General features: G+C 68.7%; 15 protein-coding genes. 11 read left to right on the top strand and 4 right to left on the bottom strand.

Annotated elements, in window-relative coordinates:
• From ACXRVZ_RS04130 to ACXRVZ_RS04080, 11 genes are all read left to right on the top strand, one after another.
• Complete coding sequence (locus tag ACXRVZ_RS04130) at nt 1–582, top strand: hypothetical protein (protein WP_457419801.1); 582 nt, start codon at nt 1–3, stop codon at nt 580–582.
• Nucleotides 583–596: 14 nt separating this feature from the next.
• Nucleotides 597–1,616 carry a sensor histidine kinase gene (locus ACXRVZ_RS04125; RefSeq protein WP_457419799.1) on the top strand — a complete coding sequence of 340 codons (1,020 nt, stop codon included), beginning with the start codon at nt 597–599 and terminating at the stop codon, nt 1,614–1,616.
• A 5-nt stretch (nt 1,617–1,621) separates the two neighbouring features.
• Entirely contained in the window at nt 1,622–2,377 is a 756-nt protein-coding gene (locus ACXRVZ_RS04120; RefSeq protein ID WP_457419797.1) for a LytR/AlgR family response regulator transcription factor, read from the top strand.
• 210 nt (nt 2,378–2,587) lie between these two features.
• A complete protein-coding gene (gene urtA / locus ACXRVZ_RS04115; RefSeq protein WP_457419795.1) occupies nt 2,588–3,844 on the top strand; it encodes an urea ABC transporter substrate-binding protein in 1,257 nt (418 codons plus the stop codon).
• 132 nt (nt 3,845–3,976) lie between these two features.
• Nucleotides 3,977–5,518, top strand: a complete 1,542-nt coding sequence (urtB, locus tag ACXRVZ_RS04110) for an urea ABC transporter permease subunit UrtB (RefSeq protein WP_457419793.1) — start codon at nt 3,977–3,979, stop codon at nt 5,516–5,518.
• Nucleotides 5,515–6,561 carry an urea ABC transporter permease subunit UrtC gene (gene urtC / locus ACXRVZ_RS04105; RefSeq protein ID WP_457419791.1) on the top strand — a complete coding sequence of 349 codons (1,047 nt, stop codon included), beginning with the start codon at nt 5,515–5,517 and terminating at the stop codon, nt 6,559–6,561. The genes urtB and urtC overlap by 4 nt, the downstream gene beginning before the upstream one ends.
• A complete protein-coding gene (urtD, locus tag ACXRVZ_RS04100; protein WP_457419789.1) occupies nt 6,558–7,391 on the top strand; it encodes an urea ABC transporter ATP-binding protein UrtD in 834 nt (277 codons plus the stop codon). The genes urtC and urtD overlap by 4 nt, the downstream gene beginning before the upstream one ends.
• A 1-nt stretch (nt 7,392) precedes the next feature.
• Entirely contained in the window at nt 7,393–8,085 is a 693-nt protein-coding gene (gene urtE / locus ACXRVZ_RS04095; protein ID WP_457419861.1) for an urea ABC transporter ATP-binding subunit UrtE, read from the top strand.
• A 48-nt stretch (nt 8,086–8,133) separates the two neighbouring features.
• A complete protein-coding gene (locus ACXRVZ_RS04090) occupies nt 8,134–8,727 on the top strand; it encodes a hypothetical protein (RefSeq protein WP_457419787.1) in 594 nt (197 codons plus the stop codon).
• 225 nt (nt 8,728–8,952) lie between these two features.
• Nucleotides 8,953–9,597 (top strand): hypothetical protein, encoded by a 645-nt coding sequence (locus ACXRVZ_RS04085; RefSeq protein WP_457419785.1) that lies wholly within the window; start codon nt 8,953–8,955, stop codon nt 9,595–9,597.
• Nucleotides 9,598–9,621: 24 nt separating this feature from the next.
• Complete coding sequence (locus ACXRVZ_RS04080; protein ID WP_457419783.1) at nt 9,622–10,221, top strand: GNAT family N-acetyltransferase; 600 nt, start codon at nt 9,622–9,624, stop codon at nt 10,219–10,221.
• 25 nt (nt 10,222–10,246) lie between these two features.
• Here the strand turns inward: ACXRVZ_RS04080 and egtD are convergent, their stop codons facing one another.
• The 4 genes from egtD to ACXRVZ_RS04060 all read right to left on the bottom strand — a co-directional run bounded on the left by egtD (nt 10,247) and on the right by ACXRVZ_RS04060 (nt 15,196).
• Nucleotides 10,247–11,224 (bottom strand): L-histidine N(alpha)-methyltransferase, encoded by a 978-nt coding sequence (gene egtD / locus ACXRVZ_RS04075; RefSeq protein ID WP_457419781.1) that lies wholly within the window; start codon nt 11,222–11,224, stop codon nt 10,247–10,249.
• Entirely contained in the window at nt 11,221–12,375 is a 1,155-nt protein-coding gene (gene egtB, locus ACXRVZ_RS04070; RefSeq protein WP_457419779.1) for an ergothioneine biosynthesis protein EgtB, read from the bottom strand. Before egtB ends, egtD begins: the two co-directional genes overlap by 4 nt.
• A gap of 71 nt (nt 12,376–12,446) precedes the next feature.
• Nucleotides 12,447–12,824, bottom strand: coding sequence for a VanZ family protein (locus ACXRVZ_RS04065; RefSeq protein ID WP_457419777.1), 378 nt, complete (start codon nt 12,822–12,824; stop codon nt 12,447–12,449).
• A gap of 44 nt (nt 12,825–12,868) precedes the next feature.
• A complete protein-coding gene (locus tag ACXRVZ_RS04060; RefSeq protein ID WP_457419775.1) occupies nt 12,869–15,196 on the bottom strand; it encodes a hypothetical protein in 2,328 nt (775 codons plus the stop codon).
• Nucleotides 15,197–15,221 lie beyond the last annotated feature (25 nt).

The raw sequence follows: 15,221 nt of genomic DNA, 5'->3' as shown, positions 1-15,221 counted from the left end.
ATGAAAGCCCTTGTCCTGTCCCTCGTGCTGGCCGTCGCCGGCATCGCCCACGCGCAGCACGGCACTGCGTCAGCTTCAGCCATCGCACCGGCCGAGGCTGCGCAATTCGACTTCCTCGTCGGCCAGTGGGAGCTGGAGGTGTCGCCCAAGGTCAGCGGCCTGGGCGCGATGATCCACGGCGCGCCCAAGCTGGTGGGCAGCTGGAAGGCCTGGAAGTCCTTCGACGGCTACGGCCTGGACGACGAGCTGCGCATCCTCGACGCGTCGGGCAACCCGACCGCGCTCAGCCACAGCCAGCGCATCTTCGATGCCAAGACCAAGCGCTGGCTGGTCAGCGGCCTGGACGTCTACCGCGCACGCTTCGGCAGCAGCAGCGGCCAGTGGCAGAACGGCGAGATGCTGCTGGAGGGCAGCGGCCAGAACGCCGAAGGCAAGCCCATGCTGACGCGCACGCGCTTCCTGGAGATTGCGGCCGACCGCTTCAAGATGCGCCAGGACCGCTCACTGGACAATGGCGCGAACTGGGAGGAGGGGACGCTGACGGTGGTGGCCAAGCGCATCTCCCGCAAGGCGAACCGATAGGCCGAAGGACGACGATGGGGCGAGCCTGGATCTGGGCGCAGTGGCTGATCGGCTGGTTGCCGGTGGCGGCGCTGTTCGCCGTGCTGATGATGACGGTGCATGGCGCCGGCTTCGCGTCGGCCCTGCATTACTCGCTGCGGCTGATGGCGACGGCCGCGCTGCTGGGGCTGGTCGTGCACCGCTTCACCGCGCGCCTGCCGTGGCCGCATCCGCTGAAGCTGGGCTTTGTCGCCAAACACGCGCTGGGCGCAGCGTTGTACGCCGTGGCCTGGGTGGCGGCCAACAGCGTCGTCGAGAGCCTGGTCGTGGGCCGTGTCGTGCTGGTCATCGGGCCCGGCATCGCGGCCTACCTGGTCACCGGCGTGTGGTTCTACGTGATGATCGCCGGCGTCGCCTATGCCCAGCGGGCCGCCGCGCGCAATGCCCAACTGGAGGCCCTGCAGGCGCGCAGCCAGCTCGCCGCGTTGCGCGCCCAGCTGCATCCGCACTTCCTGTTCAACGCGCTGCACACGGTGGTGCAGTTGATCCCGCTCGACCCCGAACGCGCGACGCGGGCGGCCGAGCAACTGGCGGCGCTGCTGCGCGCGAGCTTCGACAACCCGCGTGAGCAGGTGACGCTGCGCGAGGAATGGGCTGTCGTGCAGCTCTACCTGGACATCGAGGCCATACGTTTTGGCGAGCGCCTGCGCGTGGATGCGGAGTTCGGCCCGACCGCCCTGGATGAGCTGGTGCCCAGCTTTGCGCTGCAAACGCTGGTGGAGAACGCCGTGCGCCATGGCGCCGCGCCGCGTGTCGAGGCGACGACCGTGCGGGTCTGGGCTCGCGAGGAGGCGGGGCAGTTGCTGGTTGTCGTCGAGGACGACGGCATGGGCGTCGAGCCGGCCGCGTTGGAGGCGGGCGGCACGGGCCTGCGACGGCTGCGCGAGCGCCTGGGCTGGCTGCATGGCGGCAACGCCTCGCTGACCGTTCAGGCCGCCGCCGGCCGAGGCGTACGCGCGGAGCTGCGGCTGCCCTTGCGCTACCCGGACGAATGACGGCGATGACCGCCGCCGCCGTCACTGCCCTGATCGCCGACGACGAGCCGGTCGCCCGCGCCGGCCTGCGCCATCTGCTGCGCGGCCTGCCGTGGCTGCACTGCATCGGCGAGGCGGCCGACGGGCCGGCGGCGCTGGCCGAGATCCAGCGCTTGCGGCCGGAACTGGTGTTTCTGGACATCCAGATGCCGGGCCTGAGCGGCACCGAGGTGCTGCGCCGCCTGACCGAGGCCGGCACGCCGCCGCCGCTGGTCATCTTCACGACGGCCCACGCCGAGCATGCGATCACGGCCTTCGAGCTGGGCGCGCTGGACTACCTGCTCAAGCCCTTCGGCGCTGAGCGCCTGCACGCAACGCTGGAGCGCGTGCGCGCGGCCCTGGGCGAGCCCTGCCCGCCGGCCCTGGAGCGCCTGGCCGAGCTGCTTGGGCGCGGACCGTTGACGCGCCTGTTCGTGCGCAGTGGCGCGGCCATCGTCCCCGTGGCGGTGAGCGACGTGAGCCATTTCGAGGCGGTAGGCGACTACGTGGCCGTGCACGCCGATGGTGCCGAGCACCTGCTGCATCTGGCGCTGGCCCGGCTGGAGGAGAGGCTGGACGCGCAGCGCTTCGTGCGCATCCACCGCGGCTGCATCGTCAACCTGGATGCGGTAGCGCGCTTTCGGCGCACGGCCACCGGGCAGCTCAGCGCCGAGTTGAAGAACGGCCGCGCGCTGCCGGTCAGCCGAAGCCGGTCCCAGGTCCTGCGCGGCCTGGCCGGCTGAGCACGAATCGGGGCGAAGCCGTCCCTTGTTGGTGCGCAGATGCATGCTGCGGTACACCAACGGTGCCGTTCGCGGCGTGTTTGCACCAAAACGGTGGCGCTCAAGATGCCCGTCGTGGGGCGTGATGAAGTTCACATGCTGGCACGGGCCTTGCGGACTGTGCCGTCGGCTACCGAACTTCATCCCCAAACCCCAATGGAGGTCTCACCGATGCTTCGCCGTTCTGCCCTGGCCCTGGCCGCTTCTGCCGCCGCCGCTCTCATCACCCCCGCCGCCTACGCTGCCGACACSATCAAGGTCGGCGTGCTGCACTCGCTGTCGGGCACCATGGCCATCTCCGAGACCGTCCTCAAGGACACGGTGCTGATGGCCATCGACGAGATCAACGCCAAGGGCGGTCTGCTCGGCAAGAAGCTGGAGCCTGTCGTCGTCGACCCCGCCTCCAACTGGCCGCTGTTCGCCGAAAAGGCCAAGCAACTCATCTCGCAGGACAAGGTCGCCGTCGTCTTCGGCTGCTGGACGTCCGTGAGCCGCAAGTCGGTGCTGCCGGTGTTCGAGCAGACCAACGCGCTGCTGTTCTACCCCGTGCAGTACGAAGGTGAAGAGCTGAGCAAGAACGTGTTCTACACGGGTGCCGCGCCCAACCAGCAGGCCATCCCCGCAGTGGAATACCTGATGAGCAAGGACGGCGGCGGCGCCAAGCGCTTCGTGCTGCTGGGCACCGACTACGTCTACCCGCGCACGACCAACAAGATCCTGCGTGCCTTCCTGAAGAGCAAGGGCATCGCCGACGCCGACATCATGGAGGACTACACCCCCTTCGGCCACGCGGACTACCAGAGCATCATCGCCAAGATCAAGAAGTTCTCGGCCGAAGGCAAGAAGACGGCCGTGGTGTCGACCATCAACGGCGACTCCAACGTGCCCTTCTACAAGGAACTGGGCAACCAGGGCCTGAAGGCGACGGACGTGCCAGTGGTGGCCTTCTCCGTGGGTGAGGAAGAGCTGCGCGGCGTGGACACCAAGCCGCTGCAAGGCCACCTGGCCGCGTGGAACTACTTCATGTCCATCAAGGCCCCGGCCAACGACGCCTTCATCAAGAAGTGGAGCGACTACGCCAAGGCCAAGGGCATCGCCGGCCACAAGGACAAGCCGCTGACCAACGACCCGATGGAAGCCACCTACATCGGCATCAACATGTGGGCGCAGGCGGTCAAGAAGGCCGGCAGCACCGACACCGACAAGGTCATCGCCGCCATGGCCGGTCAGACCTTCACGGCACCGTCGGGCATCACGTCCAAGATGGACGAGAAGAACCACCACCTGCACAAGTCGGTCTTCATCGGCGAAGTGAAGGCGGACGGCCAGTTCAACGTGGTGTGGAAGACGCCCGGCCCGGTCAAGGCCCAGCCGTGGAGCCCCTACATCCCCGAGAACAAGGGCAAGAAGGACGAGCCCACGAAGTAAGACCGTCCGGCGCCGCAGCAACCGCTGCGGCCTGACGGGGTGCTGCCTGTGGACCGGCACGGCCGGCTCCACGGCAGCCACTGCAATGGCGCGCAGCGTGCGCGTCACTTGTTTGCGTTCGCTTGGATCTTCATGATCAAACGACTACTGATCGGTTGTTGGCTGGCGCTGCTGGGCCTTTCGGCCTGGGCTGCGCTGCCGCCTGAATTGCTGGCCCGCATCGCCGCTGGCGAGGGCGATGACCGCGTCATCGCGCTGAACGAGGCCGTGGCTCAGGCCGACCCGGCGCTGGCGGACTACCTGCATGCCCTGCTCGACGGCCGCGTGCGGCTGCGCGAGGGCAAGGTGGTCGTGGCGCTGGAAGGCAGCGCGCCACCCGAGGGCGACGAGCCCATGCTGAACAACCGCCTGCGCCGCGAGATCGACTCGGCGCTGGCGGGGCTGGCCCTGCTGTCCAAGGACCGCGATACACGCGCCAAGGCGCTGGCGACGCTGCGCGAAGACGCCAGCGCCGCCAAGCTGCCCCTCTACGAACGTGCGCTGGCGGCCGAGACCGACGCCGGTCTGCGCAGCCAACTGGGCGCGCTGGTGGCCGGCGCCAAGCTGTCATCGACGGACGCCGCCCAGCGCCGCGCCGCAGCCGTCGAGCTCGCCGGCAGCGCCGACCCGACGACGCGCGCCTTGCTGCTGGACCGTATCAGCAGCGAGACCGATGTCGCCACCAAGGCGGCGATGAAAAGCGCGATCGACGCCATCGGCGACCGCCTCGCCTGGGGCGAGCGTGCCCAGCTGCTCTTCTCGGGCCTGAGCCTGGGCTCTGTGCTCTTGCTTGTCGCGTTAGGTCTGGCCATCACCTACGGCCTGATGGGCGTCATCAACATGGCCCACGGCGAGCTGCTGATGGTGGGCGCCTACGCCACCTACATGGTGCAGCAGGGCTTCCGCGCCTGGCTGCCCGCCGCCTTCGACTACTACCTGTGGCTGGCGCTGCCGGCCAGCTTCATCGCGGCCGCACTGGTCGGCGCAGCGATGGAGCGAACAGTCATCCGCTGGCTCTACGGCCGCCCGCTGGAAACACTGCTGGCCACCTGGGGAATTTCGCTGGTGCTAATGCAGGCCGTGCGCACGCTGTTCGGCGCGCAGAACGTGGCCGTCGAGAACCCCGGTTGGCTGTCCGGCGGCTGGGCGCTGCTGCCCAACCTGACGTTGCCCTACAACCGGCTGGCCATCATTGCCTTCGCGGCCCTGGTGCTGGGCGGCATGGCGCTGCTGCTGGCCAAGACGCGTCTCGGGCTCATGGTGCGCGGCGTCACGCAGAACCGCCGCATGGCCGCCTGCGTGGGCGTCAACACCGCCAAGGTCGACACCATGGCCTTTGCGCTCGGCTCGGGCATCGCCGGCCTGGCCGGCTGCGCGCTGAGCCAGATCGGCAACGTCGGCCCCGACCTGGGCCAGAGCTACATCGTCGACGCCTTCATGGTGGTCGTGCTGGGTGGCGTCGGCCAGCTCGCCGGCACCGTCTACGCGGGCCTCGGCCTGGGGGTGCTGTCCAAGCTGCTGGAAGGCTGGCAGGGCGCGGTGCTCGCCAAGATCGCGCTGTTGCTGCTGCTCGTCCTCGTCATCCAGAAGAAGCCGCAAGGCCTGTTCGCACTGAAGGGCAGGTCGGTCGAATGAAAAAGCCTCTGCTCATCGCCGTGGCAGTGCTGGCGCTGCTCGTGCCTTTCCTGCACCTCGCCTTCCCGCCCGGCCACGCGCTGCACCTCAGCGAGTTCTACGTCGGCCTGCTCGGCAAGTTCCTTTGCTTTGCCATTTGTGCCCTGGCCTTGGACCTCATCTGGGGTTTCGGCGGCATCCTGTCGCTGGGCCACGGGCTTTTCTTTGCCCTGGGCGGCTATGGCATGGGCATGTACCTGATGCGCCAGATCGGCCGCGACGGGCAGTACCAGTCGGACCTGCCGGACTTCATGGTCTTCCTGAACTGGAAGGAGTTGCCCTGGCACTGGATGCTCAGCGACTCGCTGGTCGGCCAGATCTTCCTGGCGCTCGCGGTGCCCGGCCTGCTGGCCGCGGTGTTCGGCTACTTCGCCTTCCGCTCGCGCATCCAGGGCGTGTATTTCTCGATCATCACGCAGGCGTTGACGGTGGCGGCCATGCTGCTGTTCTTCCGCAACGAGACGGGCTTTGGCGGCAACAACGGCTTCACCGACTTCAAGCGCATTGCCGGCATGCCGCTGAACACGCCGGGCATGAAGGTGGGCCTGTGCGTGGCCAGCGGTGTGGCGCTGATCGCCTGCTATCTGATCGCCCGGGCGCTGACGCAAAGCCGCTGGGGCCGCATCTTGCAGGCCATCCGCGATGCCGAGGGCCGCGTGCGCTTCCTGGGCTATGACCCGGTCGCCTTCAAGCTCAGCGCCTACGTCATCTCGGCCGTGATGTGCGCGCTGGCGGGCATCCTCTACGTGCCCCAGGTCGGCATCATCAACCCGGGCGAAATGAGCCCGGCGGCCAGCATCGAGATGGCCATCTGGGCGGCAGTGGGCGGCCGCGGCACGCTGATCGGCCCCGTACTCGGCGCCTTCTTCGTCAACGGCACCAAGTCCGTCTTCACGGCCTGGTGGCCCGAAGGCTGGCTCTACATCCTGGGCGGGCTCTTCATCGCCGTGACGTTGTTCCTGCCGCAAGGCCTGATGGGCTTGGCGAAGAGGTTCAAGAAATGACTCCAGAACTTCTCGAAGCCGGCGCGGAAGCGCGCTCGCGGGCGTTCACCCGCATCGCCACGGCCGGCGAGCCCGTGTTCAACCAGGGCGTGGCGCTTTACGTCGAAGACCTCAAGGTCGCCTTCGATGGCTTCCAGGCGTTGGGTGGGCTGTCGTTCACGGTGGGTGTTGGCGAGCTGCGCTGCGTTATCGGCCCCAACGGCGCCGGCAAGACGACGACGATGGACTGCCTCACCGGCAAGACCCGGCCCGACAGCGGCCGCATCTTCTTCGGCAGCAACCTGAACCTGCGCTTGATGAGCGAGCAGCAGATCGCCCGCGCGGGCATCGGCCGCAAGTTCCAGAAGCCGACGGTGTTCGAGGCGTTGTCAGTGGCTGAGAACCTGGAGCTGGCGCTGGTCGGCGACCGTGGCGCGCGCTTTGCGATGCGCGCCAAGCTGAGCGGCGAACAGCGGGACCGCCTCGACGAGCTGCTAATGACTGTCCATCTGACCGAGGAGCGTCAGCGCGTCGCCGGCCTCTTGAGCCACGGCCAGAAGCAGTGGCTTGAGATCGGCATGCTGCTGGCGCAGGACCCCAAGCTGCTGCTGCTGGACGAGCCGGTGGCCGGCATGACTGACGAGGAAACCGAGCGTACGGCGGAGCTCTTCCTGAGCCTGGAAGGCAAGCACTCGCTGGTCGTTGTCGAGCACGACATGAACTTTGTCGGCACGCTGGCCGGCGCGCATCGCACGGTCACGGTCCTTCACGAAGGCAAAACCTTGGCCGAAGGCACGATGGCCGCCGTTCAATCGGATGAAAAAGTGATCGAGGTGTACCTTGGCCGATGACATCCTCAAGGTCCAGGACCTGCACAAGCATTACGGCGGGTCGCACATCCTGCGTGGTCTGAGCTTCGACCTTAAGCCGGGCGAAATCACGGTCGTGCTGGGCCGCAACGGCGTCGGCAAGACCACTCTGCTGAAGAGCCTGATGGGCGTGGTGCCCGTCACCTCCGGCAGCATCACGCTGGCCGGCGAGCCCATCAACAAGCTGAAGACTCATCAGCGCGTGCGCGCCGGCCTTGGCTACGTGCCGCAGGGCCGCGAGATCTTTGGCCGGCTGACGGTCATCGAGAACCTGCAGATGGGCCTGAGCAGCCAGCCCGCTGGTACGCCGTTGCCGGTGGAGCTATTCGAACTGTTCCCCGTGCTCGCCAAGATGCGTTCGCGGCGCGGTGGCGACTTGTCCGGCGGCCAGCAGCAGCAGCTCGCCATCGCACGCGCGCTCGCGCCAGGCCCGAAGGTGCTGCTGCTGGACGAACCCACCGAAGGCATCCAGCCCAACGTCATCCAGGACATCGGTCGCGTCATCAAGCACCTGGCCCACGACAAGGGCTTGTCCGTCGTGCTCGTCGAGCAGTTCTACGACTTCGCCGAGGAACTGGCCGACCAGTATTTGCTGATGCAGCGCGGCGAGATCGTCATGCGCGGGCGGGGCAAGGACATGCCGGCCGACGGCGTGCGGGAGCGGTTGGCGATCTGACGGCTCTTGGCGCGGGAGAATGGATGCGATCCATCTCCGCCAAGTCGCATGCTCAATCGTCGCTACTTTTTGTTGGCGTTGTTTTTTTGGGGCGCTTCGGCCCTCGCGCAAGCCCCTGCTTCGCCGGCAGACTGCGCGAGCTGCGCTGAAGTGCACCGTGTGCTGGGTCTGATGGAGCGGGTGATCAAGGCTGACGTGCCGACCCGGACTGCGCAAATGATGCGTCTGATCCAAGCAGAGCTTGCAGCTGTGTGTCGTGACGACCCGCCAAATCAAGAGGTGGTCTGTGACATCGCAGGCTCGCAGCCTGGCGAGCGTCTGAGTCTCGCGATGTATACCGATGATGACCGCCGCATGGCTGCCGAGCGTCGGCACTTCCTGTGGGTGCGCATGCAGTTCCACGCCCCGCGGCCGGAACGCATGCGCGAATTGGGAGAGCAACTCGGTCCGGGATGGCGCCGCATGCATTCGGGGCAGGGCGACTGCTACTACGGTGCTTGGCGTCGCGGCCCCGTGGCGAACACATTCACTCGCGTGGAGATTTCAGGTCGCTGGCGGGACACGGCAGGCTGTGAGGACAGGGTGACTGGTGTCGATTTGGTCATCACGAAAGGCGACTACCCGATGCCGCGTATTCACTGAGAGCCCAGTGGGTTAATGGGGTGAACAAAGTGAACCCCAACGTTGGCCGCGACGTCATCGTTGGGGTCTGGGCGCTCACCCCGATCTACCAAGCTGACCGCCGGGCGCCGGCGCCAGCCCCTAGTTCGTCGGATGCCGTTAGTCCCGCCGGACCACCAGAATCGGGCTCATCAGGGGATCCCGCCCACGCCGATGCATCCGCCTCGGCAGGCTGCGGGACTCACCATGCGCCATCAAGCCCAGCCCAGTTCCTCGCCAGCCCGGCAGCCTCCGGCGCCCAAAGAGCGCCGTCGCGGGCGCGACGGCTCCCTTCGCTCGCGCTTCCTGTGGCTGCGCGGCCTGATCCAGCGGCCTTTCAGCCTGCGTTGGACCACGCATGGCCCGCGCCTGGTCTGGGTCGAGCGGCGGCGCTCCCGTGGGCCGGTCGACCCGGCCAGCGGCGCCCGCGTCAGCGCCGAACTCGAGATTGCGCTGCTGGGCTATCCCGACGCGGCGGCCGCGATGCCCCATCTGGTCCGCGTGCATGAGCAGCTCGTCCTCAAAGGTTGGCCGGGTCTGGCCCTGCTGCCGCCCGAGCTGATCCGCAAGGCGCTGGCTCAGGGGCTGATTTTGGTCGAGCAGGCCGACTCGCCGGCCCTGGCCGCCCTGCTGGGGCATCTGCGCCAGTTGAGTGGCCCGCCTCCCGCAGCCGCAGCCGGCCCGCGCAGCCTGGACGACACCGTGCCGACGGGCGAGGGCATGGCCCGCGTTGAAGTCTCGGAGCTGGACGAGGTCGACTTCGAGCAACTGGTGACTGATTGGGGGCGCGACCAGGACGCGGCCCAGGCTCCGCCGGCCGCCGACGGTCAGGCGCCGCCGCCATTGCACTGAGGCGGCCCCGACACGTCAGGCGTCATGCAAATCACCGCTGCTGCCCCTTCTGACATCGAGCGCGCCGTGGGCTGCCTGGCAGCAGCGTTCGCGGAAGACCCGATCACGGGATTCCTGCTCGAAACCGGCCCCAACTATCGGGCGCGCCTGACGCAGTTTTTCTCGCTGCTGATGGGCGCGCGCATCGCGCTCGGCATGCCGGTGCTGCTGGCGCGAGACACGGCTGGCATTCGTGGGGCAGCGATGGGCTACACCACGGCGCCACCCCCTTGGCCAACCAGCTTCGCGGATGACTGGGATCGCTTCGAGAAAGCCATTCCCGGCTTGACCAATCGCATGACGGCATACGACGAAATCGCCGAGAAGAGCAAGCCGACCGTTGCGCATTACTACCTCGGCGTGATCGGTATGGATCCAGCGCTGCAGGGCCTCGGCATGGGCGCACAGCTGCTCAAGGCATTCTGCGATCGGTCAGCTGCCGACCCGCTGTCCGCCGGTGTCTACCTCGAGACGGCGAACCCGTCGAACGTGCGGTTCTACGAGCGAGCCGGCTTTGCCGAGACAGGGCGGAGCATCCTGGGCAACGCAACGCTGTGGTGCATGTTCCTGCGCCACGGCGCCTGACTTCCAAAGCCTGGCTCACAGCGCCCTAGGTGCCGCTTGCTTCGGCCTCAAGCCACAGCACCGCAAACCATTGGTTTGCATCCGTCCACACCTTCCCCGGCCTGAACCCCGCCCTCGCCGCCAGCGCCTGGAAGCCCTCGACCGTGTACTTGTGCGAGTGCTCCGTGTGCAGCGTCTCGCCCTCGTTGAAGACGTAGATCTCGCCACCCACTTGCAGCTCCAGCGGCCGCGTCGCGCGCAGATGCATCTCGATGCGGCGGTAGGCCGGGTTGTAGAAGGCCAGGTGCTGAAAGCCGTCCGTCGGGAACTCCGCGCCCAGTTCCTTGCGGGCTCGCTCCAGCAGGTTCATGTTGAAGGCGGCCGTCACGCCTTCCGCGTCGTTGTAGGCGGCGTGCAGTACCTCGTGGTCCTTCACGAGGTCGATGCCGATCAGCAGCCCGCCGCCGGCCAGTTCGGCCGCCGCCAGACGCAGGAAGGCGTCGGCCTCGCTGGGCGTGAAGTTGCCGATGCTGGAGCCAGGGAAGAAGCCCACGCGGCGTGCGCCGTCAGGGCAGGCCGGTAGCGCGTGCTGGCGCGTGAAGTCGGCCACCAGCGGGTGGATGGCCAGGCCCGGGTAGTCGCCCGCGAGGCCGTCACAGGCCGACAGCAGGTGCGGGCCGGAGATGTCGACCGGCACGAACTCCACGTTCTCACGCGGCATCGCATCCAGCAGCAGCCGCACTTTGCGCAGCGCACCGGCGCCGTACTCCACCAGCTGCACCCGCTCGCCCATCTGCGCAGCCATGTCGGCGGCGTGCGTCTGCAGCAGCGCCAGCTCGGTGCGCGTCGGGTAGTACTCGGGCAGGTCGCAGATGCGCTCGAACAGTTTCGAGCCCACCTCGTCGTAGAAATACTTGGGCGAGATCGCCTTGGGCGCGCGGTTGAGCGCGGCATGCAGGTCGTCCGCGAATTGCTCGTTCTCGGCCGCTGCCCTGGGCTGGCGCCATTCAATGCCTGGTTTCATCTTGCGAGCCTCACTCCACTGAACTGCCAGCGCGCGGCCGGCGGAAAGAAATTGCGGTAACTTGGCCGCGCATGGCCGGCGGGCGTTGCGAGGCTGCCGCCGCGCAGCACCTGCTGGCCGACCATGAACTTGCCGTTGTACTCACCGACCGCGCCCGCAGCCGGCCGGAAGCCGGGGTAGGGCGCGTAGCTGGAGCGGGTCCATTGCCAGGCTTGGTCGGCCGCTTGCTGGAAACCTTGCAGGGCCGACGCCGCCTCCCACTCGAACTCGGTCGGCAGCCGCGCGCCGGCCCATTCGGCAAAGGCGCAGGCCTCGTAGAAGCTGAGCTGCATGACGGGCGCGCCCGGGTCCAGCGGCTGCACGCCGTGCAGACCGAAGACGCTGCCGTCCTCCAGCCAGTAGGCCGGCCGCTGCCAGCCCTGGGCCTGCACAGCGGCCCAGCCGTCGGACAGCCACAGCAGCGGCTCGCGGTAGCCGCCGGCGTCGATGAAGTCGGCGAACTCGCCGCAGGTGACGAGGCGGTTGCTGATCTCGAAGGGCGTCACCAACGCGGGGTGGCGCGGGCCTTCGTTGTCGAAGGCGAAGCCGTCGCCGCCGTGGCCGATGTCAACGATGCCGCCTGAGTGACGCAGCCAGGCCTGCTCGGGCGCGCGGGCCTGCACCGGCGATGTCACGTCATATGCCGGCAGCAGCGGGTTGCATGAGAACGCGTGCAGGATGTCCGTGAGCAGCAGCTCCTGATGCTGCTGCTCGTGATGGCAGCCCAGCTCGATGAGCGTGCGGGCCTCGGCCGGTGCATGGGGCAGCAGGTCGGCCAGCGCCGCGTCGACATGGGCGCGGTAGGCCCTGACGTCGGCCAGCGACGGCCGGCTCAGCAGGCCGCGCTGCGGCCGCGCGTGGCGAGGGCCGAGACTCTCGTAGTAGGAATTGAACAGCCGCGGCCAGCGCTCGTCGAAGACGCAGTAGTCCGGCAACCAGGGCAGCAGCACCATGGTCTCGAAAAACCAGGTGGTGTGCGCCAGATGCCACTTGGCCGGGCTGGCGTCGGGCATGGACTGCAGTTGCGCGTCCTCGCCGGACAGGGGCGCGGCGAGAGCCAGCGAGTGGGCGCGGGTGGCGCGGAGCAGGTCCGGCAGCGTGGCGGTCGACATGGGGTTGAACCGTAGCGCAATCTGCTGCCAACGGTATGTCAGTGCAGGGGCACTGACTGTAGGACGAGCCCCTAGTTGCTCAACCGCGCGATGGGCCAGGCCGCCAGCAGCCCCAGAGCTATGCCGATGCCATCGGCCACCACGTCATGCCAATCGGCCTCGCGCGGTGGCAAGAAGCTCTGGGCAATCTCGATGCCGACGCCATAGGCCAGCAGCGCGATGAACAGCAGCGGCCATTGGCGCGGGCGTTGCCACAGCGCCCAGACGGCGCTGAAAGCCAGCGCGGCAAAGGCCAGGGTGTGATTGGCCTTGTCCCAGCCGAGATCGACGGTCTTGGGCGGGGCCGGTGACAGGGCCAGCCAGGTGATGACGGCAAGCAGCAGCAGGAGCAGCGCACGCCACAGGACGCGACGCTCCGGGGCGGTGAAGAGGGACAGCAGGGTTCTCATGGCGGGCGGGATTGTGGCCCGCACCCGTGTCACTTGGCGCCAGCTCACTTCATCTGCAGCAGCCAGCCCTTGGCCTGGCGCAGGTGGGCGTTCAGTTGCGCCTGGGCCGGGCCGACGTCGGAATCGGCCACCGGCAGCTTTTCCAGCAAGGCCGCGTCGATGAACTCACGCGAGGCCTTGTTCAACATCCAGTTCATGGACGGCGGGCGCTGGCCCTGCGTCGCGGGCAGGCGCAGCTCGGCCACCTGGCCACAGCCGCCGAAGCGCTTGATGAGCTCCACCGTCGAGTCACGGCCGCGCGCGCTGTTGCTGTGCAGGATGCCGCGTGGCGGGGCGCCGACTTCGTCGAGCGTGACGTTGCGGGCGCGGTAGCGGCGGCCGTCTACGGGCTGGGCGTCGGCGGCCTGCGGCGCGTCGCGGCACAGCCAGTCGTCCACCTCGGACGGGCCGTTGAAGAGCAGCAGCAGGCGCAGCCGCGAGCGGTCCAGGATGCCCTGGCGCGCGCAGTCGTCCTCGGGCTTGCAGTTGCGCAGCCGGCCACTGGCCTCCAGGTCGCGCAGCAGGTCGGACAGCATCAGCGTGGCGCTGCTCTCCACATAGCCGCCATCGCCCAGGCGGTCCCAGGTGCGGCCGACGTCGCCGGTCTCCTCGTCCTTGTGGGCGTCCTTGAAGACGACCGCCGCCGCCGGGCTGATGTAGGGGAAGCGCGCGCTGTTGTGCACGGCCTGGGCCAGCGTGAGGCGGTCCACATCGAGCCCCAGCGAGGGGTCGAGCAGGTCGATGCCGTCGCCGCTGGGCAGCAGGAAGTCGCTCTGGTAGACGCGTTGGCCGCGCGCCAGGGCGGCCGTGTTCAGGGCCAGCAGCGGCAGCCATTCGGCGGCGGTGGCACGGCCGTGCAGGGCCGTCATGGCCTGGCCCCAGGGGTTGGGGTGGGCCGCAGGGCGCGGCGCGCATTGGCGGGCCAGGCTCCTGGGCCAGTCACGCGTCCAGACGCCTTCCAGGGCCAGCGAGCGGTCCACGCCGGCGATGGCCACGGGCAAGAAGCGCTGGGCCAGGTCGCCGTAGAGCAGGGCGCCCACGGGCGTGGCGAGATGGTCCTGGCCGGTGAAGTCGCGCACCAGCTTCCACGGCGTGCAGGCGGCGGCGTCGACGGCCTGGCGGCGGGCGTCCAGCGCCGCGACGAAGGTGGCCGCGCCCAGGGCGCCGCCCGAGGTGCCGCTGACGGCGAACACCGAGTCGGCGAAGTTGACGCCCTCGACCTCGCCCAGCTCCTGCAGGCGGGCCAGCGACGCGCTGCTCCAGTAGGCCGCTCGCGAGGCACCACCGGCCGAGGCCACCAGCACGAGCGGCCGCTTGCCATCGGCACCCGCCGTGCGCAGCCAGGCCTGCACCCAGGCGTCGACTGGCTGGCGGGCGGTCACGGCACGTGGCGCGCTGCGCTCCGGGTCGGCCACGCGGTGGTTGTCGTTCAGCGGCGCGAAGGCGACGAAGAGCAGCAGCGGCAGCGGCGTCAGCGGGATGCGGATCAGCGCCTTGGGCACATAGGTCAGCAGGATGCCGCCGAAGACGATCCAGCTGCCCAGCGCCAGCAGCATCAGCGCGGGCGAGCCCAGGGACCGCGCGGTGGCTTCCGGCCAGGCCAGCAGCGCGGCGAACAAGGCCCATTGCAGCAGCAACACCAGCACGACGAGCACCCGCGACGGCGTGGGCATGCGGTCCTCGCGCTCCATCGCGGCGATGGCCTCGCGTCGCCAGTCCAGCGCCAGCCAGCGCGCCAGCCAGGAGCCCGGGCCGAGCTTGAGCAGCCAGGCGCGCCGCTTCCAGACGAAGAGATAGAGCGCGGCCGTCACCGCCAGCAGGCCCACGCCGATGAGGCGCTCGCGCTGCTGCATCAGGAAGAAGGCGCTGATGGGCAGGCCGCCACCAAGGATGAGCGCGCGCGGCAGCCAGCGGCGCAGGCCTTCGGCAAAACCAGGGTGCGTGCATTCGCCCAGCGAGTCGGGCTTGAAGCGCCGGTCCAGCAGCAGCCGGCCGGTGTACCAGGCCAGCAGCAGCCACAGCCAGAAGGCGAAGACGAGCACGGCCGTCTGCGCGCTGCCCACTTCCAGCGACAGCAGCGTCTCGCGCGCCTGCTCCAGCCCCAGCAGCATGGCCACGCCGGCAATGAGGACGCCCACCGGGAAGGCGCACAGCCACAGCACGCGCAGCAGGTAGAGCACGCGGGGCACGTCGCCCTCGGGGGGTGGCGCGGGCTCGTCCGGGCGCGGGGGCTCGGGCGGCGGCTCCGGCGGCGTCCCGGGAGGCGGCGGCGGCGGAGAAAACTTCGGCGGCGGCGCGGGATCGTGGGGCGGGTAGACGACCGGAATCAGCATGGCTGCACTTTTGGAGGCTGTCGGG

It is taken from the genome of Roseateles sp. P5_E8 (genome assembly GCF_054177665.1).
This window is presented reverse-complemented; position numbering and strand designations above follow the sequence as displayed.

Bases quoted from the DNA above. Each gene is read 5' to 3' on its own strand.
- ACXRVZ_RS04130 (WP_457419801.1), top strand. From the start codon at position 1: ATGAAAGCCCTTGTCCTGTCCCTCGTGCTGGCCGTCGCCGGCATCGCC.
- ACXRVZ_RS04125 (WP_457419799.1), top strand. From the start codon at position 597: ATGGGGCGAGCCTGGATCTGGGCGCAGTGGCTGATCGGCTGGTTGCCG.
- ACXRVZ_RS04120 (WP_457419797.1), top strand. From the start codon at position 1,622: ATGACCGCCGCCGCCGTCACTGCCCTGATCGCCGACGACGAGCCGGTC.
- urtB (WP_457419793.1), top strand. From the start codon at position 3,977: ATGATCAAACGACTACTGATCGGTTGTTGGCTGGCGCTGCTGGGCCTT.
- urtC (WP_457419791.1), top strand. From the start codon at position 5,515: ATGAAAAAGCCTCTGCTCATCGCCGTGGCAGTGCTGGCGCTGCTCGTG.
- urtD (WP_457419789.1), top strand. From the start codon at position 6,558: ATGACTCCAGAACTTCTCGAAGCCGGCGCGGAAGCGCGCTCGCGGGCG.
- ACXRVZ_RS04090 (WP_457419787.1), top strand. From the start codon at position 8,134: ATGCTCAATCGTCGCTACTTTTTGTTGGCGTTGTTTTTTTGGGGCGCT.
- ACXRVZ_RS04085 (WP_457419785.1), top strand. From the start codon at position 8,953: ATGCGCCATCAAGCCCAGCCCAGTTCCTCGCCAGCCCGGCAGCCTCCG.
- ACXRVZ_RS04080 (WP_457419783.1), top strand. From the start codon at position 9,622: ATGCAAATCACCGCTGCTGCCCCTTCTGACATCGAGCGCGCCGTGGGC.
- egtD (WP_457419781.1), bottom strand. From the start codon at position 11,224: ATGAAACCAGGCATTGAATGGCGCCAGCCCAGGGCAGCGGCCGAGAAC.
- egtB (WP_457419779.1), bottom strand. From the start codon at position 12,375: ATGTCGACCGCCACGCTGCCGGACCTGCTCCGCGCCACCCGCGCCCAC.
- ACXRVZ_RS04065 (WP_457419777.1), bottom strand. From the start codon at position 12,824: ATGAGAACCCTGCTGTCCCTCTTCACCGCCCCGGAGCGTCGCGTCCTG.
- ACXRVZ_RS04060 (WP_457419775.1), bottom strand. From the start codon at position 15,196: ATGCTGATTCCGGTCGTCTACCCGCCCCACGATCCCGCGCCGCCGCCG.